This is a genomic window from Bacillus halotolerans, assembly GCF_001517105.1.
GTDB lineage: Bacteria > Bacillota > Bacilli > Bacillales > Bacillaceae > Bacillus > Bacillus halotolerans.
In genome coordinates, this window is the sequence record NZ_LPVF01000013.1 from 178041 (window position 1) to 200643 (window position 22603).

Below are 22603 nucleotides of genomic sequence, written 5' to 3' on the forward strand. Positions count from 1 at the left end.
AGTTACGCCCCCTTTTCCCAGCTGAACAGCAACAATTCTGATGAAAATCCCGGCCCCAATGCACCGATCAGCCCCCGTTCTGCTTCATTTTTGCTTCCGCTCTGCAGATGGTGGTCGATTACATACAGAATTGTGGCTGATGACATATTTCCGTGTTTTTTAAGGATAGTTTGCGAAGACGCAAGCTGCTCAGGTGACAGTTCAAGACATTTAATGTATGCATCAATGACTTTTTTTCCGCCTGGATGAGCCAGAAAGACCGTAATATCACTGAATGAAAGCTGATGTCCATTCAAAAAAGCCTGGACATTTGTCTTCAGCCATTTTTCAACTAAAGTCGGAATATCCCTTGAAAAAATGACTTTGAAACCATGATCGGTAAAGTCCCAGCCCATAACATCTTCAGATTGTTTCATCAATACAGATTGCGAATCCGATATATTCGGCAAAAGCTGCAGCTTTGTCAGCCGGCGGTCAGCCTTCTCCCCGCATAATAATGCCGCTGCAATGCCGTCGCCAAAAAGTGAGGTGCCGATCAAATTGCTTTTCGTTTTATCTTCAGGCTGAAATGTCAGACTGCACAGCTCAGCAGCAATGACAAGAACAAAAGCCTCCGGATACGCTTTACAGTACTCAGCAGCGCGCGCAAGTCCGCTCGCCCCTCCTGCACAGCCAAGTCCCCAAAGCGGAATTCGCTTCGTATAAGGAGAAAACGGGAGTTCATTCATCAGCCGCGCCTCAATGCTTGGTGTGGAAAGGCCCGTGCTGGAGACGAAAAAAACAGCATCCACTTTTTCATAAGGAATGGGTTCTTGAAGATAAGCTGCATTTGCGAGACACGTTTGAACAGCACTGACGCTATGCCTGAGTGTTTCCTCTATATAAATTTGATTTTTTTCTTCGAAGCTGTGCCCTTCTTTATACCATTCAATCGGTCTCACAAATTGTCTCGATTCAATTTGCCCGTTTTTAAAGGAGGTTAACAGCCGTTCTATATCTTTAAAGGAATGCTGAAACATATATCTGGCAAACTCCTCCGCCTTTTCTTGATCCACATCATTCTCAGGAAGACTTGTCCCGATCGACAAAACAAACGCCATATGATCACCTCTTAGCATACATTGTGCCGCAACTTTCTTTTTTATATGCAAAAAACTCCGCCGAAGCGGAGTTTACACTGCTGTTTTTTGCTGATTGATATCAGCTTTCTGTTCAGTTTTTTCAGTTTTCGAAAACATATTATATATCACATTCAAGACAACAGCTGTAAAGCTGCCGGCAACAATGCCATTTGTTGTAAGAAGCGTTAAGGCACTTGGAAGCTGTTTAAATATGTCCGGCACAACTGTCACACCGAGCCCAAGCCCCACTGAGCAGGCAACGATCAGCAGATTTTCCTGCTTTGCAAAATCAATTCGGCTGAGCATTTTGATGCCATAAGCAATGACCATTCCAAACATGGCCACCATCGCTCCGCCTAACACGGCAGATGGAATGATTGTCGTAAAAGCAGCAATTTTGGGAAACAGGCCAAAAGCCATTAGAAGCACGCCTGTCGCCACAATCACTGTTTTTTTCTTGATTCCTGTCAGCTGGACAAGACCGACGTTTTGAGAAAATGCAGTGTAAGGAAATGCATTAAATATACCGCCCAGCAAAACAGCCAGTCCTTCTGCACGATATCCTCTGGATAAGTCCTTTTCTGACAGACGGCGGTTGGTCAGATCGCCTAAAGCAAAGTAAACGCCCGTTGACTCCACAAGGCTGACGATGGCAACGATGGACATTGTAATGATAGGGGCCGCATGAAAAGACGGTGTGCCGAAATAAAACGGCTGAATCATCTGCACAATGGCAGCGTCTGAAACATGATCAAACTGAACTTTCCCCATAAAATACGCAATAATTGTTCCGATCAAAATACCGATCAAAATGGAGATGGACTTGATAAATCCTGTTGTAAAGCGGTAGAGAAGCACGATGATGCTCAAAACGATAAAAGCGAGAGCGAGATTAGAAAGATCACCGAAGTCTGGACTGCCTTCCCCGCCGGCTATATTATTCATGGCCACCGGCATAAGCGTAATGCCAATGATGGTAACGACAGAACCTGTAACAACAGGCGGAAAAAACGAAACGAGTTTTCCAAAGAAAAAAGAAATGAGAATCACAAGAATACCTGAAGCGATAATACTTCCATAAACAGCGGAACCCCCATATTCGGAGCCTATCGCAATCATTGGTGACACAGCGGTAAATGTGCAGCCAAGCACAACTGGAAGCCCGATGCCGAAAAACCGATTGCTCCAAACTTGGAGAAGTGTAGCAACACCGCACATAAAAATATCAATCGACACCAAGTAGGTCAGCTGCTCCGCCGTCAGCCCCATCGCCTTCCCCACAATCAGGGGAACGACAATGGCGCCGGCGTACATGGCGAGTACATGCTGAATCCCCAGTGACAGCGTTTTGCCGAATCCGTTTTTCATGAACGAACCTCCTGTACAAAGGATACTTTTCCTTTTTCTAAAGATTCAATTCTTGCCAAAGATTCCACCCGATAGCCAAGCTTCACAAGTTCTTCTCTTCCCGGCTGAAACGATTTTTCAATGACAATGCCAAGTCCCGCGACAGAAGCTCCAGCTTGCTGTACGATCGATACCAGCCCCAGTGCGGCTTGTCCATTTGCCAAAAAGTCATCAATAATCAAAACGCGGTCCTGATCTGACAGATGATTTCCTGATACTGCGATTTGGCTTTCTGTTTGCTTCGTAAAGGAATAAACAGACGATGTCAGCAAATTGTCAGTGAGCGTTAAAGACTTATGTTTTCTCGCGAATACGACTGGCACACCCATTTGTAAACCAGCCATTACGGCCGGAGCAATTCCGGATGATTCGATTGTAACAATTTTTGTTACTCCGTCTTTTTCAAATCTGGCGGCAAACTCGTCACCGATTTTCTTCATGAGCAGCGGATCAATTTGATGATTTAAAAAAGCATCCACTTTCAATACCTGATCTGATAAAACGACGCCCTCTTCCTCTATTTTTCGTTTCAGTGCTTCCATCCTGTCATACCTCCGTTTAGATAATAAAAAAAGCATTACCCGCTCAAAACAAAGAGCAAGCAATGCTGAAATAACAAAAAACCGTATACGTCCGGTCTCATTGCTCACTCATAGTCGGACATTTACGGTGCCCGGTAGAAACTTGCGTGCCATATCCACGCGATTATATGAGTGTTCCTATTATATTGTTACAAATTATATCAAGATTCTAAGGTCTTGCATAGACAAAAATAAAAATTTCCGAACTTTAATTCTTTTTTTGGAAAAATCATTCGTTTTTTATGAATATTTCGATAATAAATTGAGCCTGACGTTTGAGACGCCAGGCTTTTTCATTAAGATAAATACAGATTTGAATATTTATTTTGCAAATAATCAATCAGGTAGCGCACATTCAGCTCTTCACCTGTTGCTTCTTTAATAATGTCTAATGGCTTTTTCCGTTTTCCGTGAATATGCACTTTTTCCGTCAGCCATTGTTTAATCGGATGAAACTCTCCTCTTTCCAAGAGAGTATCAAATTCAGGCAGATCATCGAGCATTTTATGTTTCAGCTGCGCTGCATACATATAACCAAGTGCATACGATGGGAAGTAGCCAAAATCTCCACCCGCCCAGTGAACATCCTGCAGGATTCCCTCTGCATCCTCAGAAGGAGTAATACCTAAATAATCCTGATATTTTTGATTCCAAAGTGAAGGCAGTTCTTCCACAGATACTTCATTGCTGAAAATCGCTTTTTCAATTTCATAACGAATAATAATATGCAAAGGATACGTCAATTCATCCGCTTCAACTCTGATTAATGAAGGTTTTGATTCATTGACAGCCCTAACAAAATCATCAAGCGATATGTTGCCGAACTGTTCAGGAGACGCTTCTTGTATTTTCTGATAGTATGGTGTCCAGAAATGCTTGTTGCGTCCAATAAAATTCTCGTAAAACAATGATTGAGATTCATGAATTCCCATTGAAGCACCGTCTGATAAATTCGTCCCGCTCAGCGCTTCGTCGATATTTTGCTCGTAGATCGCGTGACCGCATTCATGAATTGTGCCGAAAATAGCTGTCCGGAAATCTTTTTCATCATATCTCGTCGTCACCCGAACATCCCCGCGGTTCATTGTTGTCGCAAATGGATGAACGGTTTCATCAAGCCTTCCGCCGTCAAAATCGTAGCCGAGCTCTTGCAGGAAATAAAGGCTGAGTTCTTTTTGTTTTTCCTTAGGGAACACTTCACTGATAAAGCTTGTATTCGGTTTATTCTCTGAGGCTGACACTTGTTTGATAAGAGGAATGATCGCTTCTTTCAGCTCAGAAAACAGCTGATCAAGCACCTTGACCGTCACACCTGGTTCAAACAAATCAAGCAATGCATTATAAGGATGCTCTTCATAACCCCAATATTCAATAAATCGTTTATTGTATTCGACCAGCTCCTCCAAATAAGGGGCAAACAAGCTGAAATCAGATTTTCCTTTCGCTTCCTCCCAAGCTGTTTCAGCCTTTGAGCAAAGAATAACATATTCCCTGTATTCTGCTTCAGGAATTTTTTTGTTTTCTTCATACTCTTTTTTTGCCAGCTCTACAGCCTTTTTCGTATCTTCAGCCAAATCATCAAACCGTTCATAAAGCGCGTCAATAAGCTCCTTCATCCGATCTGATGTCTGGATATTGAATATATCTGTCGAAAGCTGACCGATGCTTTCAGCGCGGTCCTCTGAGCCGTTTTTCGGCGCGCCTGTTCTGGAGTCCCAATGCATCAATGCAACCGCTTCACTATAATGTGAGATTCTTGTTAAAAGATCAAAAAATTCCTTTTCGTATGTATGTATCTCCATATCCATTCCCTCCCTATTCTAGCCGTTCCATTACAGGCTACTGGAAGGGTGTTTGAAAGTCAAATTGTTTGTATAAAAGGCTGCCGGCCTAGTCATCGGCAGCCTTCATCACTCAGTTTATCGGCATTTGATTGTTTGGCGGCGGTGTTTTTCGTTTTTTTGCATTGATTTTTTTATCCGCCCACACTGTTGCCAGAGGTGTTAACAAAGAGGTGACAATAACGCTTGTCGCAATGATTGCAGTTGCAGATTCAGCAACGGGTGCAAACGCAGAATTCGCTTCCGCTAAGGCGTATGGCACGGCGACGGCCGCTCCCGCTGTTGATGAAGCTGCCACCCCCGCGACACCATCTCCCCGGGCAATGAAACGATCAAGCAAATACAAGGAGCCGCCGGATAAGATGACAACAGAGACACCGACCAAAATGCCTAATAACCCTGACTGAATCAGCATTCCGAAATTCAAAGTATTCCCAAGTGAAAATGCAAAAAACGGAATGATTGCCGGCACTACCTTGCTGAATAAGTCTCTCAGATCATGATCAAGATTTCCAAGGATGCAGCCGAGCAAAAACGGGATGACTGTTGCCGCCAGCGTTTCCCACGGAAAAGCAGCCAGTCCGGTAACACCGAATGTAACCATGGTCATAAAAGGTCCAGATTCTGTACTGATAAACGCGAATGCGCCGGCATCTTCTTTTCTGCCCATATGATTCATGAGCGCCAAATAGAGGCCGCCGTTCGTTTCATTCATCACTGCAACAATGGCTAGAACAGAGAGACCTGCAAAGAATCCGGATTGGATGCCTTCATCGGGTATAAATTGAGCCGCAATCACACCAAGCAGTGCCGCAAACCCGATCTTTCCCAATAATAAGGTAATCCCTTTTCTCGCAATATAGCCTGAAGAACGGAAATCAATCGTCGCTCCAACGCAAAAGATAAAAACGCCTAGTATGGGAAGGGTTCCTGTAATAAGCGCACCCGTAAACCCTCCAAAAAACTCTGCTGTTCCAGGCGCAAACGTATTAAGCGCTGCTCCCAGAAACAGCGGAATAATCATCATTCCGCCAGGTACCCGTTCAATTGTCGCTTTGATTTTCATATATATTCTCCCATCCTCCGGTTATGGAAAAACAATACCCCTTATGTGGCTACACTTGGAAAACAGCCTGTAAATCCTCTTTTGAACAGCTTTCCAGCTGGCTTCCAACTCCGACGGCACCTGCCCCTGCCTTGAGCCATTCCGGAACCTCAGACGGATGGATCCCGCCAGTCGGTATAAAAGTAACTTGCGGAAAAGGGCCCGCTAAATTTTTCATAAAAGGGATGCCGAATACACCGCTTGGAAACAGCTTTAATGTAGTAAATCCGCATGTCAACGCTTTCATAATTTCGCTCGGTGTCAGTACGCCAGGGATATAATGCGTCTTCATAAACGATAGGTGCTCAGCAAGATCTGTTGAAAAACCCGGACTGACAATAAATTGTGCTCCTGCTTCCGCAGCTTCTCCCGCCTGCTGCGCAGTAATGACCGTGCCCGCACCGATTAAGACATCTTCCTGATTTCTGTAGGAGTCAATAATAGCAGAAGCTCCAGGTGTCGTATAAGTGACTTCAATTGCCCCAATCCCTTTATCTATCAAACTCTCAATCTGCTGACAGGCCTGCTGTTTATCCTTTGAACGAATGACTGCAATCAATCTGGCTTCTTTCAGACGGTTTTCTACTACATTGGACTCCATATTAACAATCCCCTTTCTTGTGGTGAACTGTTCTTTGAGCAGATAAAAATGCGGCTAGTTTTTCCCTTGTCGGCAAACCGTCCATGTCCCCCGGTGCCTGAACTTGCAATGCGCCGATCGCATTCCCCCTTTGCACTGCATCCTTGTACGGCAAGCCATCAAGGATTCCGCTGATGACGCCAACAGCAAACCCGTCTCCGGCGCCGACTGTGTCAACAACCTGATCAATCCGGAAGCCTTCTGTATATCCTTCACTTTCCTTTGATTTAAAGTAAGCGCCTTCTTTCCCAAGTTTAATAGCGACAAAGCTGGCCCCTTTTTTCAGATAAAAATCTGCAATGCCTTCAGGCGTTTTTTCGCCAGTCAGTAGCTCTCCCTCTGCGATTCCAGGGAAGAACCAATCCGCAAGTCCCGCCAAATCATTAATCGTATGTGCCATTGTTGCTTGATCAGGCCAAAGTGCGGGTCTTAGGTTAGGATCTAATGAGATGGTTTTTCCAGCCTGTTTCATGTCTTTCATCACATAATAGGCGAATTCTTTCATATCGGCGGACAAAGCCGGGGGAATACCTGTCACATGCAGATGGTCTGCGCTTTGAAAATAGTCTTTTGGGTATTCAGCAGCTGTTAAAGTGCTTGCAGCCGAATTCTTCCTGTAATAGGTTACCTCAGGATCGCCTTCTTTCACTTTGGACTTTAGCAGCAGCCCCGTTGGATTGCCATCCTGAGACCGGATCACGCGAGACACATCCACTCCCTCTTTTTTCAGCTCCTGAAGAATAAATGTTCCGAGCTGATCATTGCCGACTTTGCTCATCCAGCCCATTTGAAAGCCAAGTCTGGCCAGGCCGCAAGCCACATTGCTTTCTGCCCCGGCCAGTCCTTTTGAGAATGTGGAAGCTTCATGAAGGCCTCCGTACTCATTTGCGTAAAACATGGCCATCGATTCGCCGAAAGTAACCGCATCAAGCTTCATTTCCCAACCTCCCCTTAGTTGAGGGCACTTTGGATTAAAGTGACTTTCTCATGATGACTTTTGCCTCTAATTCAATGGTTTGAGGCGCTCCCTCGTCACCTTCAATCCTTTTTAAAACGCGTTCCATCGCCGTCTTGCCCATATCATGTGACGGCTGGGCGATTGTTGTAATGCCCGGGCCGATGAGTTTATACCATTCCGTATCATCGAATCCGGCAATCCCCGTATCTTCGGGAATGCGCAGCCCTATTTCTTCCATACAGCTAATAATTTTCAGCATAATCAAACCATTTAAAGCAAGAATCGCTTTTTTTTGCTCAGGCATCTCATTCATAAAAGAACGCAGCGCCTTCTCAAGCTGCTCTTTGTCTTTGACGTCAATTTCATACATTCGCCTGAGTCCATTCACATTTCGCACCGCAGCAATCTCCTGATAAACAGCCGCTCTTTCCGCCCGGGGGCTGATGGATGCAATCGGTTCGGTAAACAGCGCGACATCTGTGTACCCTTTGCTGTAAATCTGCTGAAGGATCTCTTCAGTGATTCTTCTGTTGTCAGTCGTTACGGTATCCAGTTTCAGATCCGGCAATTTGCGGTCAATTAATACTGTCGGCACCTGCTGTTCGGCAAAGGAATATAAAATATCCTTGTTTTCCCCGGTTGCATTCAAAATCAGCCCTTCTACAGAGTGTGCTTCGAGCTTTAACAGCATTTCCCGTTCTTTTTCAGGACTGTTATCAGTGTTGCACACCATTATGCTGTAGCCATATTGATCACAAACCTCTTCAACTCCCCTAAATGCTGCGACTGAAAAGGGATTTGTAATGTCGGCTACAACAAATCCGATTAATTTGCTTTTTTTTATTTTCAAGCCTTGTGCCATTTTACTCGGCCGATAATTCAATTCAGCGATTGCCTTTTTTATGTTTTTTACCTTTTCAGGAGAAATCGCGTCAATTTTCCCGTTAATATAACGAGAAACGGTTGATTTTGATACTCCTGCAAATTCAGCTACGTCTTTGATGGTGATATGGCCTGTTGTTTTCTTTTTCATTCAAGTGCTCCTGTATCGTCTTATAATTTGAAACCGATTTCAAAACCGTTACAACACAAGAATACCATATTTTTTAAAATTGAAAAGTATTTTTTTAATAATGGGATTATTCACAAACTTTCCGTTGACTCTTTTCTCTATTTATCCTAAAATTTTCTTTGAAACCGTTACCAAAATATTTTCATTCAAGTGATGCTGAAATCCTAACCAAGGGGGAAATCCAATGGAAAATCGTTACTCTGTACACCCTGAACAAGTAAAACGCTTTACAACCGAGGAGCTTCGCAGTCATTTTTTAATGGATACGTTATTTACGGAAAATAAGCTGACCATGTATTACTCCCATGAAGACCGTGTTGTGATCGGCGGTGCAGCACCCGGACAGAGCGAACTGAAGCTTGATGCCGGAGACTTTCTTAAAACGGACTTTTTTCTGGAACGGCGTGAAATCGGTATTATTAACGTCGGCCAGCCTGGTGCGGTTAAAGTCGGTGATGATGAATATGTGCTTCAAACAAAGGATTTTCTATATATCGGGATGGGCAATCGGGATGTAGCATTTAAAAGCCTGAACGGAGAAACAGCAAAGTTTTACTTCGTCTCCTCGGGCGCGCATCAAAGCTATCCGACGCAAAAAGCCGCTCTTTCTGAACTGACACCGGACCGGCTCGGTGACGCAGCAGCATCAAATGTAAGAAGCCTGTACAAAGTCATTCATCAAGATGGCATTCAAAGCTGTCAGCTGATGATGGGGATCACGATGCTGGACGAAAACAATAACTGGAACACCATGCCGGCACACGTTCATGATCGCCGGATGGAGGCTTATCTCTACCTTGATCTTGAGAAGGATTCGAAGGTTTTTCACTTCATGGGTCAGCCGGATGAAACACGCCACCTTGTCGTCGGAAACGAGCAGGCTGTCCTTTCTCCTGCCTGGTCCATTCATTCTGGCGCAGGAACATCTAACTACAGTTTTGTATGGGCGATGGCTGGTGAAAACTACACATTTACGGACATGGATCTTGTGCCGATGGATGGGCTGAAATAAGATGAGTTATCTGCAAGAGGCATTTTCATTAGAAGGAAAAACGGCACTGGTGACAGGGCCGGGTACGGGAATCGGCCAAGGAATCGCCAAAGCGCTGGCAGGCGCCGGTGCTGATATTATCGGCACATCACATAAAAGCAGCCTCTCTGAAACACAGAAGCTTGTGGAACAAAAAGGCCGCACATTCACTTCCTTTACATTGGATATGAGTAAGCCTGATGCAATAAAGGATACAGCGGCTGAACTGTTTGAAACACAGCAAATCGACATCCTAGTCAATAACGCCGGGATTATTCACCGGGAAAAAGCGGACACTTTCGCTGAAGAGAACTGGCATAACGTGCTGAATGTGAACCTAAACAGCTTGTTTATCCTGACACAGCTAGCGGGCAGACACATGCTGAAAAGAGGTCACGGGAAGGTTATCAATATTGCCTCTCTCCTCTCTTTTCAAGGCGGTATTCTTGTTCCAGCCTATACAGCAAGCAAACATGCCGTTGCTGGTTTAACAAAATCGTTTGCAAATGAGTGGGCCGCTTCCGGCGTACAAGTTAACGCGATAGCGCCTGGCTATATATCAACTGCCAATACACAGCCTATCCGGGATGATGAGAAGCGAAATGAAGACATTTTAAAAAGGATTCCTGCCGGCCGCTGGGGCAAAGCTGATGATATCGGCGGGACGGCTGTTTTTCTGGCATCTCGCGCTTCGGATTATGTCAATGGACATATTTTAGCAGTAGACGGCGGCTGGCTTGCCCGCTGACAAAATGAAAAAGCTGATGATCATGGATCATCAGCTTTTTCGTGATTACATCATATGCGGTTCAACAGGTAAGACCTTTTTCACTTCATCAATGATGCGTTCATTTTCTCCGCCCGCATAAATATGAATCGAGCCGCTGTCTTGATTTGAGCGAATCAGACGGCCAATCCCCTGCCGCACTCTCAACAGCATATACGGAAGGTCAACCTCTTCAAACGGGTCTTTTCTCGCACTGTTGCGTTTTGCCGTAAATACAGGGTCATGAGGCGGAAACGGCAATGACCAGATCGTGACATTCTTCAATGCGTCACCAGGAATATCAAGCCCTTCCCATAGGTGAACTGAACATAAAACCGTTTCCTCTTCCCCTTGGAATTTTTCTACTAAGCTGCTGATTTCCTCGTCGCCTTCAAAGTAAATCGGATACGGCAGCTCCCAAGCAGCTGCGAGCTCCTTAAACTCGTTTAATTCCTCAAAAGACGGGAAGAGCACCAGCGTTCTGCCTTTATAGTGCTTAATTGTCTCTATTGTTTGAGCTGTTTTTTGTTCTGCGCTCATTTCTGTTTTCCCATAAAGGGTAACGGTCATTTGTTCGTCATAATCATAAGGAGAATCAACCGTTAACGATAAGTAATCGTGAATCCCCAGACTGTCCGCAATATAGTCAAACGAACCGCCTTCTGACAGCGTTGCAGAAGAAAAGATATACGGAATTTTCTTTGAAAACACTTTCTCGCCAAGCACTTCTGCTACTGTTCTCGGCATCACGACAAAAGTGGATTCCGCTTCCTTTTGCTCCAGCCAGCTGATCGCATCTTTTTGATATAAAGATAGTGAATACGCCATTTGCTCAACATATTCCTCTACGACTGACAGCTCGTATTGATCAATGGTGTACATTTCTGACTCAAATACGAGTGCTTCACCAATTTTATCAAGCAAACGGCACAGCTCGTCCGCCGCCTTTTTGACACGCTGATCATTCTTTATTTCCAAACGGTGCGACCCGGCAACTTCTCTTGATTCTTCAGAAAGAACATAGAAAAATTCGTCGTTTGCAGCAAGTGCGTCTTCTATCAATTCAGCAAATTCTTCTCTAATGTCATTTTGAAGCAAACGTTCTAAAAATAATTCGAGAGTTGATTGCTTGACTCTGTAGGTTAATGCTTTTTGCGCAGCAAACTCTAACAGATGCCCTTCATCAAATACAACCGCACTATGATCAGGCAAGAGCGGCAGCTGTCCCTCCCGTTTGCGCGATTCTTCCGTCCATACATGTTCCATATAGAAATCATGAGAACAAATGATCAAGTCTGTTGACTTGCGATAATAATCTCTTGATAGCGTCAAGCCGCATCTATGTCTCATATCACATGTCAGGCAATCTTGAAACGAGTCGTAGCTTACTTGCGACCATTCTTCATTCGAAAGGTTAGCGTACTGCTTTCGGTCACCATATGGATAAAACCGCTGCATGGCCTGTGACTCATGGACAAATGACGGTAAAGCTTCATAAAGATCAAGCCACTTTTCATCATCAGATCGCTGCATTGTTTTTTCAAGCTTTTTCAAGCATAGATACTGCTCATGTGATTTCGATAACCTTGTGTCAATCTTAAGATCCAAATGTTCAGCCAGTTTCGAAATGTCTCCCTCTTTTTTTACGAGCTGTTCGATTAACGTTTCATCAGCACAAGCGATAATGGCGGGTTTTCCGACATATCTTGCATAGCTGATCGCAAAAAGAAGGTAAACAAGTGTTTTCCCCGTTCCTACTCCGGCTTCGGCAAACATGACTTTTTTCTCTTTAAACGCCCGTTCCAGCTGAAAAGCCATGAACACTTGCTCATCTCGAAGATCAAACCCTTTTCCGGGAAGAATATCGTAAAACACGTCACCAATCCAATTGTTCAATTCTTCATAAAAATTCTTTGTTTTCGTTAAAGAAAAAGGCAAACGTGATGTTGTCACCCAGTTCCAACCCCCAACTATTCGGCATTCAGACCATCAATATTATCATTTCCCGCCGCTGAATACAATAAAAAAACTTGGCAGTGCCAAGCTTTTTGTGACTTACTTTCGGTTGATCACATGCGAGGATAAAAAAGGATGGTCTGTTGAATGAATATGTTCCACCGCTTTTTCTAAATTATTTTGCGCATGTGAAATCACAGACGGAGACGCATCAGCTCTGAGCTCCTTCAGCTCGTTTGCGGTTGCGTCAAGCGCCCTTTGAATAAGATTAAAATGTTCGCTGTTCAGCATGAGATCACCTCTAATTGAAATAATCATCATTGTATGCGAACTTTTCTTTTTATATACATGCTTTCCGCATGTTATCACTGAAATGTGCACAAACTACATCCGATACTCCGTCATGGACTATCCGTCTTATCAACAATATTCTATCAGGGAGTGATGTTGACATGAGTTATAAAGACCGATTAGATCAGCATTCTGAACTGTTTCATCACAATTGGACGCGGCCTAAACGTTCTAAGTCTCAAGTAAACGGTCACACCGAAATGTCCCAAACCAACATTATATTAAGAAGTAACGCGAAAGCGCACCGTTGGTAACGATAGAATATGGCTGAAAGATGAAAGAAGACGCGTCCAGAGCGTCTTCTTTTTATGCGTGTTCCGTTTTATTACGCTGAGGTCTTACTTTAGACCAGTACTGATAATAATCCGTTTTAATAAATCCATTAAAGAGCTTTCGTTTCTTCGTTGCTTTTCTTCCATATGCTTCCTCAAAATTTTCATTTGAAGTCAGCATATACACAGACCACGTATCAAGCGGCTCGAACGCCTGTCCCATTTCTTTGTACATTTGTTCCACAGCTTTTTTATCTCCGAGACGTTCTCCGTACGGCGGGTTTCCGACAATCACGCCAAACTCAAGTTTTGTAGTGAAGTCCTTTACCTGCATTTGTTTAAATTCGATTAATTCGCTCAGTCCCGCTTCCTCTGCATTTTCTTTTGCGATTTGCACCATGCGGTGATCTACGTCACTGGCGAAAATCGTAAGCGGCTGATCATAGTTTGCCTTTTCTTCGACTTCAAGACGTGCTTTGTCCCACAGATCTTTACCGATCCACTCCCAATCCTCTGAGACAAAATCGCGGTTAAATCCCGGGGCAATATTTTGGCCGATTAATGCGGCTTCAATCGCGATCGTTCCGGAACCGCAAAAAGGATCGACAAATGGACGGTCCGGAGTCCAATTAGTTAATTGCACCAAAGCGGCAGCAAGCGTTTCTTTAATGGGCGCGCCTCCCTGATCCACGCGGTATCCCCGTTTGTGGAGGCCTGTCCCTGACGTATCAAGTGTAATAACCGCTTGATCTTTCAATAAAGAAATTTCCACCTTATATTCGGCGCCTGTTTCTTCGATCCAGTCATTGGCTTTGCCGGACTGCAGCTTCAGCTTTTCAACAATCGCTTTTTTGACGATCCGCTGACAGTCGGGAACGCTTGCAAGTGTTGATTTAACGGATTTACCGATGACAGGGAATTTCCCGTTCTCCGGTATAAATGAACGCCAGTTAACCGCTTTCGTTTTTTCAAACAGCTCATCAAATGTTTTTGCTTGAAATGTAGCAACTTGAACTTTTACGCGGTCCGCCGTTCTCAGCCAAAGATTCGCACGGCAAATCGCAAGCGCATCTCCTTCAAAGATAACTTTTCCGTTATCAACCTTGCATTCATATCCTAAGTCACGAACTTCTTTTGCAACTACAGCTTCAATGCCCATCGGCGCTGTTGCAATTAGTGTATACTTCTTCATCGTATCACCCTGTCTTTTAAAACTTTTCTCTCATCAAGATAAAAGCTCTCCTTATACGGGAGAGCTTGATTTCATCATTTAATTTAAGTGGTCTAACGTTCTGTAAGCCATGTTTTGTTCCATCGTACTGCAATCGGCTCATCACCTCGTACTCAGGCGGCAATCATCTATCTACAGAAAGCATTCTGTCCTTCTCTCCGTTGAATTCCGTCAAGAAGGTTCCCCTACCAAAATTTGGGTTTCTCGCTCGAGGGGTTTACCGCGTTCCACTCTCACCATTTCTAGTGAGACTTCGTCACTGTGGCACTTTCAAGGATACTCAGCCATATCCAAAGGACGTAGGCTTTTTTCCTGCCGTCAGCCTATCAAGGCTGCCCTAGCTTATGACTTCGCTAGGCACGAACACTACGGGCATCTCAGCACCGTGCGAGCATGGACTTTCCTCTACAGATTCAAGATCTGCAGCGATTACCCGAACGTTAAGAACATGAATTATTATATAACAACTGATTGTCATTTACAAGCGCCATTTTTTACAAGCGCAGATCAATCATAAAGCTTGCTGCCAAAAACATGCTTTTCTAAGTTAGACAGCCGTTTTAAGATATCAAAGTTCGTTGTGTTTGATTGCACTGGCTGTTTTTTGCTGGCTTCTTCAAGCTGTTTTTTCAGCTGCAAATTTTCCTGCTGCAGTTCTTCAATTTCTTGATGAAAGGTTTCATAATCCTTAATGATCATATCTAAAAATTTGTCAACGTCTTCTTGTTTGTAACCTCTAACGCCTGTTTTAAATTCTTTTTCCAAAATGTCTTTCGCAGAAAGCTTTACTTTATCAGCAAGCATCTTTTTCACCTCGTATCGTGAATCATCATCTTATATTTTTTCAGAAATCTGTACGATTGTCAAATTTCTCTTTCTTTGTTATGAGAAGCTGTCTTCCTCTACTGTCACTCTCAGATCATCCATTGTGATAAAGTAGATCGGATAGCCATCCTGTTCGCGTCTTTTTTCAGCTGTCTCAAGCATATACTTTGGGGAACCAGCCATTTCAGAGTCATATAAAAGCATAAGCGCGTCAGACTTATCAATGAAGAACTGATTTTTTTGTTTGAACTGAAGCGGGCTTTCATACGGACGATGAGTCAGGCTTTCCTCGTAGTCCGCCTGGGCCAGAACAGCTTCATACAGTTCCTTATTCGGCTCTTTCCAGTTCTTTTCCTGCTCGTAAAATGGTGTGATGACAGCAACCTTTAAGTCAGGGTATTCTTCCTGCAAATCATATGCAACTTCGGCCGACCAGAGTTCTGTTCCAAGCTGCCCTGAAATTAAAATCCATTCTAATCCTTCATCCAAAAAAGCAATCAGCCGGTTCTTAATGGCTTTTTTTATGTAATACAGCGCCTTGTCATCCTGTTTAAATATCCCGAGTTCAAACGGTTTATATCCTGTTATTGCCAATACTTTCATCTTTTCACCTGCTTTAAAAAATGGGGCTCCCATTGGGCCCCATTTGATGTGCTGCGTTGGTTTACACCATCAAGCTGCACGTTTCCATACTAGTAATCGCAACAAGGTCTTCCTGCTTGAAAATGCTGATGCGTAGCCGGATCAACATTTGAGAAAGTGTGTGGAAAGTAGTGAACGTGCTGGAAATGCTGGTGATTTACGTTTGTTGTGTGCTGTGGGTGAATGTGCGGCACGATTGTTTTTGAAAACGTATGGTGTTCACAGCAATGAGTAGGATGGACAATCGGCGCCATCATGTGCGGTCTGCAGTGATGCATGATTTAAATCCCCTTTCCATAAACTTTATTACAATACTAAGCTATGAAAAATAGGGGGTACATGTTCTGATGCAAAGACCTATTTTAAAAGTGTGCAATTAAGCTGTCTTTAAAGTTTGAAAATACGAAAGCAATCAAAAACACAACGACGAAGAACAAATAAAAAACACCCTTATACATACCAACTCTCCCTTTAAAAATAACTAACGTCATTTTACAGGATTCGCCGGTTTTCTACAACAAAATCGATGTGAATCCAGCAAAAAAATTTCATGGCGAAAGAAGTCGTCTTTTGCGCTTTCCCGGGGAATATTTAAGAGGAATATTTCCTCTTCAAACGGGCAATTCTCACGTGCAGATTTTCCGTTTCTTTTTCTGATAAGGACGCCTCATCAGCAAGTAATTGTTCAGCTGTATGTAAAGCTTTCCCGAATTCCTTTTTCTTATGCTCAAAATATTTAGCAAGCTCTATCGCTGACGTGTACCTGCATTTTTGGTGCTGAGAATGAGATAGTTTCTCCCAAAGCAGGACTGCATCTTCTAGGCGGTTTTGTTTTTTGTACAGCATTGATAAATCTAAAAGGGCTCTGTCTTTATTTTCAAATGACTTTTCTTTAAGTCTTTCAAGCTGATTGACTGCTTGGCCCGTTTCCTTATGGGCAATAAACCATTTCGCCATTGCGTAAGCTTCATCATGCTCTTTTGGCATATCAGAAGCGGAAAGAATTTTCTTTGACATATGAATGTACAGTGAAATTAACGACAGCACATCCATCTCATTATGGTGCAGCACACCCTTTAAAAGATCCGGTTCCTGTGCCTTAATAAAATGAAAGTACAGCATCGGCGCCAAATAGCCCGGGGTGTCTTCTTTTCTGCGTACGCCGAGCTCTTCTTTTTCAACTGAGCCAAGCGACACGCGTTCCATTTTGTGCTTCCACAAACGCCTTGCTCCATGCAAGAGGTCAAAATGCCCGAATTCCGGGAGCTTCGGAACTCTGTCACGAATCAGTGTATGCCTTGTTTTTACCTGCGGCCAATCAAAAGCTTTTCCGTTGTAGGTAACAAGTGATGTAATATCAACCTCGCTTAAAAAGCTCTGATACAAGGCGACTTCATTCCCCGGTTTGGGCAGAAGATGCTGTTTGATTACCACTCGATCTTTATATACCCTTGCATGGCCGAGCAAAAAAATCGTATTGCCGGCTCCGCCGCCAAGACCTGTTGTTTCTGTATCAAAGAAAAACAGGCTGTTGTTTTCATATCCTTTTGCAGATAATGTATGCGAGAGGCTGCTTTTGTTCCATAACCCGATGACTTCATCCAGCTCGGAAAAACAGTAATGCCCGTGCCGATGGGAGAGCGGATATTCTACTTCCCTGATCAGACAGTATTCATCCTCAAAGAAGAAAGGCTTCACGCCATAAGCCTCCCACTCTTTAAGAAATGGTATATCAGAGCGAATGTCTGAAGTCCCATTCTCTTCTATCTTGTGTTCTGCTTCCTCCAGCACCATATGCTTTTTCATACGCTGGAGTTTTCCTTTTAACGACATGCCTAACCTCCTTTCCTTATGACATTTGGTCCAACAGCTGCAAAATTCGTTCCTTGGCTTTTATTCCTTCTATTTCAGTACCTATACAAGACGGACAGCCATCATGACAAGGACATTGTTTTATCAGCCGCTTAGCCGCATCATTAATGTCAACAAACCGTGTAAAGACTTCCTCTGCCAAGCCGATTCCGCCCGGATAATGGTCATATAAAAATACCGTTGGCAAACCGGTATGGGCAGCTTTGATTTGCGAAACGACATGGACATCATTTCGGTCACACATAATATACACAGGGACAATATGCTGCAAAACATTCGATATGCCCAGAAGCAGCTGTTCGAGTGTCTTTTCTCCAATGTCTTCATCAATTGTTTTGATTTCAAGCCAAGCCGCACTCGTGTGGAGTTCTTCTTCCGGTAAATGGATAGAGCCTGATCCGATATTTTCAAAAGTAGTCATCTTAATCTTTTTAAAAATAGTGGGCAATGCATTTACCGTAACATCGCCGTAATGTAGGGATGTACGGCTCCTCTCTTTTGTTTTGTCAATTTCCAGCACCTTCAGCTGGACTGCCAGATTGGCATCCGTGTAATATTCCACATCAACTTTTCTGACATAAGCCTTTTTATGATCCCAATCAAGCTTTTCCACTTGGAATTGCACGCCTTCATGCAAATAAATCGCTTCATCATGAAGAAGCGTCATCGCACTAAACCGATCCATTTCACCGATGATTCTCACATTCGCAACATCCGTTTGATCGACAATGACCACATTTTCTTGTGAAGCCGAACGCAGACTGATATTGGAAGCAGGAAACGATTCGTTTGCCCAATGATAACGTTCTCCATTGCGGTGCAGGACACCCTCTTCCTGAAGGTACTCGAGGATATCACTGACGTCCAGCGGCCCAAACTCTTCATCGGCTTTGAAAGGAAGTTCATAAGAAGCGCATTTTAAGTGATCAACTAAAATAATTAGATTCTCTGGGTTGATTCTTGCCGATTCCGGCGAACGGTCAAAAAAGTATTCAGGATGGCGCACAATATACTGGTCAATCGGCGTTGAATTAGCCACCATGACAATCAAGGACTCACCGTGTCTTCTGCCGGCTCTTCCCGCCTGCTGCCACGCACTTGCCACACTTCCGGGATAACCGGTCATGATACAGACCTGCAGCTGACCGATATCAACCCCGAGCTCCAGCGCATTTGTGCTGACAACCCCAAGAATTTCGCCATCTCGCAGTCCTCTTTCGATTTCTCTTCGTTCTTTTGGAAGATATCCTCCCCGATAACCTCTGATAGACTTTGCCCCGATCTCTTTTTTCACCAGTTCCTGAATATGGCTTAAAATAATTTCCACACGGACTCTGCTTCTGGCAAATACAATGGTCTGCACTTTGTTCTTCAGGAACTCTTTCGCCAGCTCGTTTACTTCTACTGTTGCGCTTTTTCTGATGTTAAGCGGCTGATTAACAATTGGCGGATTATAAAATACAAAGTGCTTCCGTCCGCTTGGCGCACCGTTGTCATCAACCAGCCTCATTGAGTTTCCGGTCAGCTGCTCTCCCAATTCCTTCGGATTCGCGATCGTTGCCGAGGTACAAATAAAGATCGGGTCACTTCCATAAAATCGGCAGATCCGTTTCAGCCGGCGGATTACATTTGCCACATGGCTTCCGAATACACCGCGATACGTGTGCAGCTCGTCTATCACAATATATTTAAGGTTTTCAAACAGACTCACCCATTTTGTATGATGCGGAAGAATTGCCGAGTGGAGCATATCAGGGTTTGTAATCACAATGTGCCCTGCTTTTCTGACTTTTTGTCTGATCGCTGGAGATGTATCTCCGTCATATGTAAAACTTTTAATATCAATGCCCATCTCATCAATGATTTCATTAAGCTCACTTTTTTGATCCTGGGCCAGCGCTTTAGTAGGAAATAAATATAACGCCCGGTTTGTATCCTCCTCAGCGATAGATTGCAGGACAGGCAGGTTGTAGCATAATGTTTTCCCGGATGCCGTAGGCGTTACAGTTACAATGCTTTCACCTTTTTGCACATATTGAAAAGCGGCATATTGGTGGGTATATAAGGCATCAATTCCCCTTTTGGAAAGGGCTGTTTTGAGTCTCTCATCTATACATTCAGGCATCGGCCTTGTCCTTGCTTCACGAGGCTCAATTTCATGCCAGTTCACAACGTTTTCATTTCCTTTCAATTCAGAAATGAGTTCAGTCAGTGATTTCTTTTTCATTCTTTACACCTCTTTATCAAGTACAGTTTACCGAATATTTGTTTGCATGGCTAGGTGCAAATTTTATACAATCGGACAACAAAAAAGCAAGGCATCCGCCCTGCTTATTTCGCTCTTATTGTGAGCAGCTTTGTTTCGCCTTTGTGTGCAGCCTTTTCGCCTGCAGGCTCTATTGTTTCCACAGCTTCCCCATTCATAATGACGATTGGGATGACTGTGCTGCTCGCTTTTTCTTTTATTAACTCCAAATCACACGTGATGAGCGGGTCGCCGACCTTTACTTTGTCACCTTCTTTAATATGAGCGGTAAATCCTTCTCCATTCATATTTACGGTTTCTAATCCTACGTGAATTAACAGCTCGATTCCCGAACGTGTCCGGATGCCCACGGCGTGTTTTGTATGAAACAGCTGAATCACTTCACCTTCAGCAGGTGAAACAATTTCACCATTAGAGGGTTCAACTGCAATTCCTTCGCCCATCATTTTTTGTGAAAAAACAGGATCCGGCACATCTGTCAGATCCATTACCGTCCCGTCTGCCGGAGAATAGATGACCTCTTCCGTAATTTTTTCCTCTGATTTTCCCATTCCGAATAATTTTTTCAGCAATGTGTTATCTCCCTTCCAATTCATCAACCGTTATCCCTTCATTCACCACCTATTTAACCACACTTTCAATTTCGCTTCAATTTATAACTACATCCGGCACAAACGCATAGTCTGATAAAAAAAGGCGGTGGCTCATTTGGAATGTAAAGATGACAAAAAGAATGAATTGTCTAAGAAAGAAGAGATCATCAATCAAGCAATGGACCATCTGTTTCAGTCTTCTGCATTAGGAAATCTTTTACAGGGTTTTCAAAACTTGATCGACTCTAGTTTTAAAGATGTACAGACAACGATAGACGTCAGAGAAAGTGATGACGGGCTGTATGTCGATATCACAATTCCAGCAACGTTTCGAGACGGCGAGATTCTCATCGACATTAAGTCCCGGTACCTCCATGTAACGCTTCAGGAAAAACAGAAGGAGCAAAACGCCTCCACATTAACAAGCATGACAAGAACCGTACAGCTGCCTTATGAGGTACATCAGGAAGAAATGGTAACGTCATGGAGTGAGCAGACAATGACGCTTTTCTTCCCAACAAATAAGCATGAATGAATTGATTCATTCATGCTTTTGTTATTTGAAAAAGCTGGTAAACCCCTTTATTAATGAGCCGACTTGATTCATGGCACTCATGACTTGGCCTGTCGTATCCATCATTTTATTAAAGTCAAACTGCCCGTTCGCTTTTTTGAATTGCGACATAATACTTTGAACCTGTGAAGGCTGCTGCTGATTCGGTCTCGGAATAGGATAAGGATTAGGAAATACCGGCGGCTGCATAGGCATAGACTGAGGCGGATTATACGGCTGATAAAACTCCTGTTGTCCGTAATGCTGCGGAACGTACTGTTCAGAATGAACAGGCGCATTCTGCTGATAATATCCCTGCACTTGCTGAGGATAATAATAACCCAATTGCCGAGGATCGTTTTGAGGTCTCCTTTTCATTGCGATTTCCCCCCTAGACTCAACAGTTTCTCTCCTATATATGTATGAATCATTTCTTTTGTTTGTGTCTGATGCTATCAAGCGTGTTTGTCAAATTGTGTCGAAAGTTTAAATTTTTTAAAAACAGAAAAAAGTCGAATCATTATGATACCATATTTTCAATACAGATGAGAGGGGATGCACCATAATGAACGTACCATACTTAAGCAAACGTTTTGCAGAAATGAAGAAATATGAAACAGACTGTGTGAATAAACTGATGGACTTTGCCAAGTTCCTCTATATTCAAGGACACCTCAACGCAACTGAATTTCGTAACAGTATGAAGGTTCTGGAAGCAAATGGAGCAGAAAGCCCGGCATATGAGCTGAATTAATGTCCGGTCCCCTATAATAAAAATGAAGACAGCCTTATTGGCTGTCTTCACTTGCAATTTCATCCCTCACTGTCTGCAATGTGTAAATGACTGATTCAGTGATGTCTTTGAATCGCTTTTTATGAATATGATGAACATATGATTGAAGAATCAATTCCAGGAAATTATCTTTTGCGGTCTCTATTTGCTCAGCATGCACGTATTTCGGGCGGTGAGACTTTATAAATTCAAGCGCCCCTTCCGCCCAGTGAGCTGCCAGGGCATCATTCTCCTCCACAGCAGGCTTTATCGTCTCAAAAAAATCGTACGAATAGTCATTTTCTTTCCCTTCCTGATATCGTGCAGCACCTGTTTCAGCGGCTTCAATCATTTGCTCGGTAACTTTCAGCAATGTTTGTGGTTGCAACTTCCTTCACCTCAAAGCTTATCGTACCAAATTTTGCTCATAAATTCAGCCGATACGGTATACCTTATCTACAGCATACCTCTCTTGAGGGGATCGGTACAGTTCGTTTATACATATATGAAGATCCATGATTTCTTCTTCCAGAACACTCAAACGCTCGTCCTCCGTTTCACGCATTTCAGCCTCGAATACATCTATAGAACGGCCAAGGCTCTGTTCAGCACAGTTTATTTCAGTTTCTATATCAGAAAGCATTCGGAGAATATCTGTCTTGCTTACATAACCGGACATTTGTGTTCCTCCCTTTACTCTTCTCTCCCGGTTAAATTCTTTGCTCGTACGGCGCAATCCTTCCGCATGA

The 22603-nt window shown here is 43.5% G+C and carries 26 protein-coding genes, 1 other RNA gene and 1 riboswitch; of the genes, 5 read left to right on the forward strand and 22 right to left on the reverse strand.

What is annotated here, in order from left to right:
• Window positions 1-2 precede the first annotated feature (2 nt).
• From AU387_RS18935 to AU387_RS18970, 8 genes are all read right to left on the reverse strand, one after another.
• Window positions 3-1100: a type III polyketide synthase gene (locus tag AU387_RS18935; protein WP_059336601.1), complete on the reverse strand. Its 1098-nt coding sequence runs from the start codon at window positions 1098-1100 to the stop codon at window positions 3-5.
• Between the two features lie 72 nt (window positions 1101-1172).
• Window positions 1173-2489 (reverse strand): xanthine permease PbuX, encoded by a 1317-nt coding sequence (pbuX, locus tag AU387_RS18940; RefSeq protein ID WP_059336602.1) that lies wholly within the window; start codon window positions 2487-2489, stop codon window positions 1173-1175.
• Entirely contained in the window at window positions 2486-3070 is a 585-nt protein-coding gene (gene xpt, locus AU387_RS18945) for a xanthine phosphoribosyltransferase (protein WP_059336603.1), read from the reverse strand. Before xpt ends, pbuX begins: the two co-directional genes overlap by 4 nt.
• A gap of 91 nt (window positions 3071-3161) precedes the next feature.
• A riboswitch (purine riboswitch) is annotated at window positions 3162-3261 on the reverse strand.
• Between the two features lie 144 nt (window positions 3262-3405).
• Window positions 3406-4911 (reverse strand): carboxypeptidase M32, encoded by a 1506-nt coding sequence (locus AU387_RS18950; protein ID WP_059336604.1) that lies wholly within the window; start codon window positions 4909-4911, stop codon window positions 3406-3408.
• A gap of 112 nt (window positions 4912-5023) precedes the next feature.
• On the reverse strand, window positions 5024-6016 hold the full coding sequence (gene kdgT, locus AU387_RS18955) for a 2-keto-3-deoxygluconate transporter (RefSeq protein ID WP_044155406.1): 993 nt from the start codon (window positions 6014-6016) through the stop codon (window positions 5024-5026).
• A gap of 49 nt (window positions 6017-6065) precedes the next feature.
• Window positions 6066-6656 (reverse strand): bifunctional 4-hydroxy-2-oxoglutarate aldolase/2-dehydro-3-deoxy-phosphogluconate aldolase, encoded by a 591-nt coding sequence (gene eda, locus AU387_RS18960; protein WP_059336605.1) that lies wholly within the window; start codon window positions 6654-6656, stop codon window positions 6066-6068.
• Between the two features lies 1 nt (window position 6657).
• Entirely contained in the window at window positions 6658-7632 is a 975-nt protein-coding gene (kdgK, locus tag AU387_RS18965; RefSeq protein ID WP_059336606.1) for a 2-dehydro-3-deoxygluconokinase, read from the reverse strand.
• Window positions 7633-7666: 34 nt separating this feature from the next.
• Window positions 7667-8686: a LacI family DNA-binding transcriptional regulator gene (locus tag AU387_RS18970; RefSeq protein ID WP_044155381.1), complete on the reverse strand. Its 1020-nt coding sequence runs from the start codon at window positions 8684-8686 to the stop codon at window positions 7667-7669.
• 223 nt (window positions 8687-8909) lie between these two features.
• Between AU387_RS18970 and kduI the strand changes: the two genes are divergently transcribed.
• Window positions 8910-9737, forward strand: coding sequence for a 5-dehydro-4-deoxy-D-glucuronate isomerase (gene kduI, locus AU387_RS18975; RefSeq protein WP_024121818.1), 828 nt, complete (start codon window positions 8910-8912; stop codon window positions 9735-9737).
• A 1-nt stretch (window position 9738) separates the two neighbouring features.
• Window positions 9739-10503, forward strand: coding sequence for a 2-dehydro-3-deoxy-D-gluconate 5-dehydrogenase KduD (gene kduD, locus AU387_RS18980; RefSeq protein WP_059336607.1), 765 nt, complete (start codon window positions 9739-9741; stop codon window positions 10501-10503).
• Between the two features lie 45 nt (window positions 10504-10548).
• Here the strand turns inward: kduD and AU387_RS18985 are convergent, their stop codons facing one another.
• Together AU387_RS18985 and AU387_RS18990 are read right to left on the reverse strand one after the other, a co-directional pair.
• Window positions 10549-12474 (reverse strand): ATP-dependent DNA helicase, encoded by a 1926-nt coding sequence (locus AU387_RS18985; RefSeq protein WP_059336608.1) that lies wholly within the window; start codon window positions 12472-12474, stop codon window positions 10549-10551.
• 102 nt (window positions 12475-12576) lie between these two features.
• Entirely contained in the window at window positions 12577-12768 is a 192-nt protein-coding gene (locus tag AU387_RS18990) for a hypothetical protein (RefSeq protein WP_059293836.1), read from the reverse strand.
• A 161-nt stretch (window positions 12769-12929) separates the two neighbouring features.
• Here AU387_RS18990 and AU387_RS21420 point away from each other — a divergent pair, with 161 nt between their 5' ends.
• Window positions 12930-13082, forward strand: coding sequence for a YpzG family protein (locus AU387_RS21420; RefSeq protein WP_003153548.1), 153 nt, complete (start codon window positions 12930-12932; stop codon window positions 13080-13082).
• A gap of 52 nt (window positions 13083-13134) precedes the next feature.
• On the opposite strand, the gene AU387_RS18995 is transcribed toward AU387_RS21420, so the two are convergent.
• The 9 genes from AU387_RS18995 to AU387_RS19025 all read right to left on the reverse strand — a co-directional run bounded on the left by AU387_RS18995 (window position 13135) and on the right by AU387_RS19025 (window position 20508).
• The gene (locus AU387_RS18995) at window positions 13135-14292 is read right to left on the reverse strand and encodes a THUMP domain-containing class I SAM-dependent RNA methyltransferase (protein ID WP_059336609.1); all 1158 of its coding nucleotides are present in this window, start codon (window positions 14290-14292) and stop codon (window positions 13135-13137) included.
• A gap of 98 nt (window positions 14293-14390) precedes the next feature.
• An RNA gene (gene rnpB, locus AU387_RS19000) (RNase P RNA component class B) lies at window positions 14391-14772 on the reverse strand.
• Between the two features lie 66 nt (window positions 14773-14838).
• The gene (gene gpsB, locus AU387_RS19005; protein WP_010334692.1) at window positions 14839-15135 is read right to left on the reverse strand and encodes a cell division regulator GpsB; all 297 of its coding nucleotides are present in this window, start codon (window positions 15133-15135) and stop codon (window positions 14839-14841) included.
• A gap of 78 nt (window positions 15136-15213) precedes the next feature.
• On the reverse strand, window positions 15214-15759 hold the full coding sequence (locus AU387_RS19010) for an SLOG family protein (RefSeq protein WP_024121823.1): 546 nt from the start codon (window positions 15757-15759) through the stop codon (window positions 15214-15216).
• An 89-nt stretch (window positions 15760-15848) separates the two neighbouring features.
• Entirely contained in the window at window positions 15849-16076 is a 228-nt protein-coding gene (gene cotD, locus AU387_RS21425; RefSeq protein ID WP_081638329.1) for a spore coat protein CotD, read from the reverse strand.
• Between the two features lie 84 nt (window positions 16077-16160).
• A complete protein-coding gene (locus tag AU387_RS21680) occupies window positions 16161-16289 on the reverse strand; it encodes a hypothetical protein (RefSeq protein ID WP_003230707.1) in 129 nt (42 codons plus the stop codon).
• A 100-nt stretch (window positions 16290-16389) separates the two neighbouring features.
• Window positions 16390-17631 (reverse strand): ribonuclease H-like domain-containing protein, encoded by a 1242-nt coding sequence (locus AU387_RS19015; RefSeq protein WP_059336610.1) that lies wholly within the window; start codon window positions 17629-17631, stop codon window positions 16390-16392.
• Between the two features lie 16 nt (window positions 17632-17647).
• Entirely contained in the window at window positions 17648-19897 is a 2250-nt protein-coding gene (gene mrfA, locus AU387_RS19020; protein WP_059336611.1) for an ATP-dependent helicase MrfA, read from the reverse strand.
• A 104-nt stretch (window positions 19898-20001) separates the two neighbouring features.
• Window positions 20002-20508, reverse strand: coding sequence for a PTS sugar transporter subunit IIA (locus tag AU387_RS19025; RefSeq protein ID WP_044155315.1), 507 nt, complete (start codon window positions 20506-20508; stop codon window positions 20002-20004).
• A gap of 136 nt (window positions 20509-20644) precedes the next feature.
• Between AU387_RS19025 and AU387_RS19030 the strand changes: the two genes are divergently transcribed.
• The gene (locus AU387_RS19030) at window positions 20645-21064 is read left to right on the forward strand and encodes an Hsp20/alpha crystallin family protein (RefSeq protein ID WP_044155307.1); all 420 of its coding nucleotides are present in this window, start codon (window positions 20645-20647) and stop codon (window positions 21062-21064) included.
• Window positions 21065-21085: 21 nt separating this feature from the next.
• On the opposite strand, the gene AU387_RS19035 is transcribed toward AU387_RS19030, so the two are convergent.
• Window positions 21086-21460 (reverse strand): YppG family protein, encoded by a 375-nt coding sequence (locus AU387_RS19035; protein WP_044155301.1) that lies wholly within the window; start codon window positions 21458-21460, stop codon window positions 21086-21088.
• A gap of 187 nt (window positions 21461-21647) precedes the next feature.
• On the opposite strand from AU387_RS19035, the gene AU387_RS19040 reads away from it, so the two are divergent.
• Window positions 21648-21836 (forward strand): YppF family protein, encoded by a 189-nt coding sequence (locus tag AU387_RS19040; RefSeq protein ID WP_044155293.1) that lies wholly within the window; start codon window positions 21648-21650, stop codon window positions 21834-21836.
• Window positions 21837-21870: 34 nt separating this feature from the next.
• On the opposite strand, the gene AU387_RS19045 is transcribed toward AU387_RS19040, so the two are convergent.
• Both AU387_RS19045 and AU387_RS19050 read right to left on the reverse strand, forming a co-directional pair.
• Entirely contained in the window at window positions 21871-22242 is a 372-nt protein-coding gene (locus AU387_RS19045) for a YppE family protein (protein WP_059336612.1), read from the reverse strand.
• Window positions 22243-22287: 45 nt separating this feature from the next.
• Window positions 22288-22533: a DUF5446 family protein gene (locus AU387_RS19050; protein ID WP_044155280.1), complete on the reverse strand. Its 246-nt coding sequence runs from the start codon at window positions 22531-22533 to the stop codon at window positions 22288-22290.
• Window positions 22534-22603 lie beyond the last annotated feature (70 nt).

Coding starts and splice junctions, on each gene's coding strand:
- AU387_RS19050 (WP_044155280.1), bottom strand. CDS start 22,533: ATGTCCGGTTATGTAAGCAAGACAGATATTCTCCGAATGCTTTCTGAT.
- gpsB (WP_010334692.1), bottom strand. CDS start 15,135: ATGCTTGCTGATAAAGTAAAGCTTTCTGCGAAAGACATTTTGGAAAAA.
- AU387_RS21680 (WP_003230707.1), bottom strand. CDS start 16,289: ATGACGTTAGTTATTTTTAAAGGGAGAGTTGGTATGTATAAGGGTGTT.
- AU387_RS19035 (WP_044155301.1), bottom strand. CDS start 21,460: ATGAAAAGGAGACCTCAAAACGATCCTCGGCAATTGGGTTATTATTAT.
- AU387_RS18990 (WP_059293836.1), bottom strand. CDS start 12,768: ATGCTGAACAGCGAACATTTTAATCTTATTCAAAGGGCGCTTGACGCA.
- AU387_RS19010 (WP_024121823.1), bottom strand. CDS start 15,759: ATGAAAGTATTGGCAATAACAGGATATAAACCGTTTGAACTCGGGATA.
- xpt (WP_059336603.1), bottom strand. CDS start 3,070: ATGGAAGCACTGAAACGAAAAATAGAGGAAGAGGGCGTCGTTTTATCA.
- kdgK (WP_059336606.1), bottom strand. CDS start 7,632: ATGAAGCTTGATGCGGTTACTTTCGGCGAATCGATGGCCATGTTTTAC.
- AU387_RS18950 (WP_059336604.1), bottom strand. CDS start 4,911: ATGGAGATACATACATACGAAAAGGAATTTTTTGATCTTTTAACAAGA.
- AU387_RS19040 (WP_044155293.1), top strand. CDS start 21,648: ATGAACGTACCATACTTAAGCAAACGTTTTGCAGAAATGAAGAAATAT.
- AU387_RS19015 (WP_059336610.1), bottom strand. CDS start 17,631: ATGTCGTTAAAAGGAAAACTCCAGCGTATGAAAAAGCATATGGTGCTG.
- kduI (WP_024121818.1), top strand. CDS start 8,910: ATGGAAAATCGTTACTCTGTACACCCTGAACAAGTAAAACGCTTTACA.
- AU387_RS18970 (WP_044155381.1), bottom strand. CDS start 8,686: ATGAAAAAGAAAACAACAGGCCATATCACCATCAAAGACGTAGCTGAA.
- pbuX (WP_059336602.1), bottom strand. CDS start 2,489: ATGAAAAACGGATTCGGCAAAACGCTGTCACTGGGGATTCAGCATGTA.
- eda (WP_059336605.1), bottom strand. CDS start 6,656: ATGGAGTCCAATGTAGTAGAAAACCGTCTGAAAGAAGCCAGATTGATT.
- cotD (WP_081638329.1), bottom strand. CDS start 16,076: ATGCATCACTGCAGACCGCACATGATGGCGCCGATTGTCCATCCTACT.
- kdgT (WP_044155406.1), bottom strand. CDS start 6,016: ATGAAAATCAAAGCGACAATTGAACGGGTACCTGGCGGAATGATGATT.
- AU387_RS18935 (WP_059336601.1), bottom strand. CDS start 1,100: ATGGCGTTTGTTTTGTCGATCGGGACAAGTCTTCCTGAGAATGATGTG.
- kduD (WP_059336607.1), top strand. CDS start 9,739: ATGAGTTATCTGCAAGAGGCATTTTCATTAGAAGGAAAAACGGCACTG.
- AU387_RS18995 (WP_059336609.1), bottom strand. CDS start 14,292: ATGAAGAAGTATACACTAATTGCAACAGCGCCGATGGGCATTGAAGCT.
- AU387_RS21420 (WP_003153548.1), top strand. CDS start 12,930: ATGAGTTATAAAGACCGATTAGATCAGCATTCTGAACTGTTTCATCAC.
- mrfA (WP_059336611.1), bottom strand. CDS start 19,897: ATGAAAAAGAAATCACTGACTGAACTCATTTCTGAATTGAAAGGAAAT.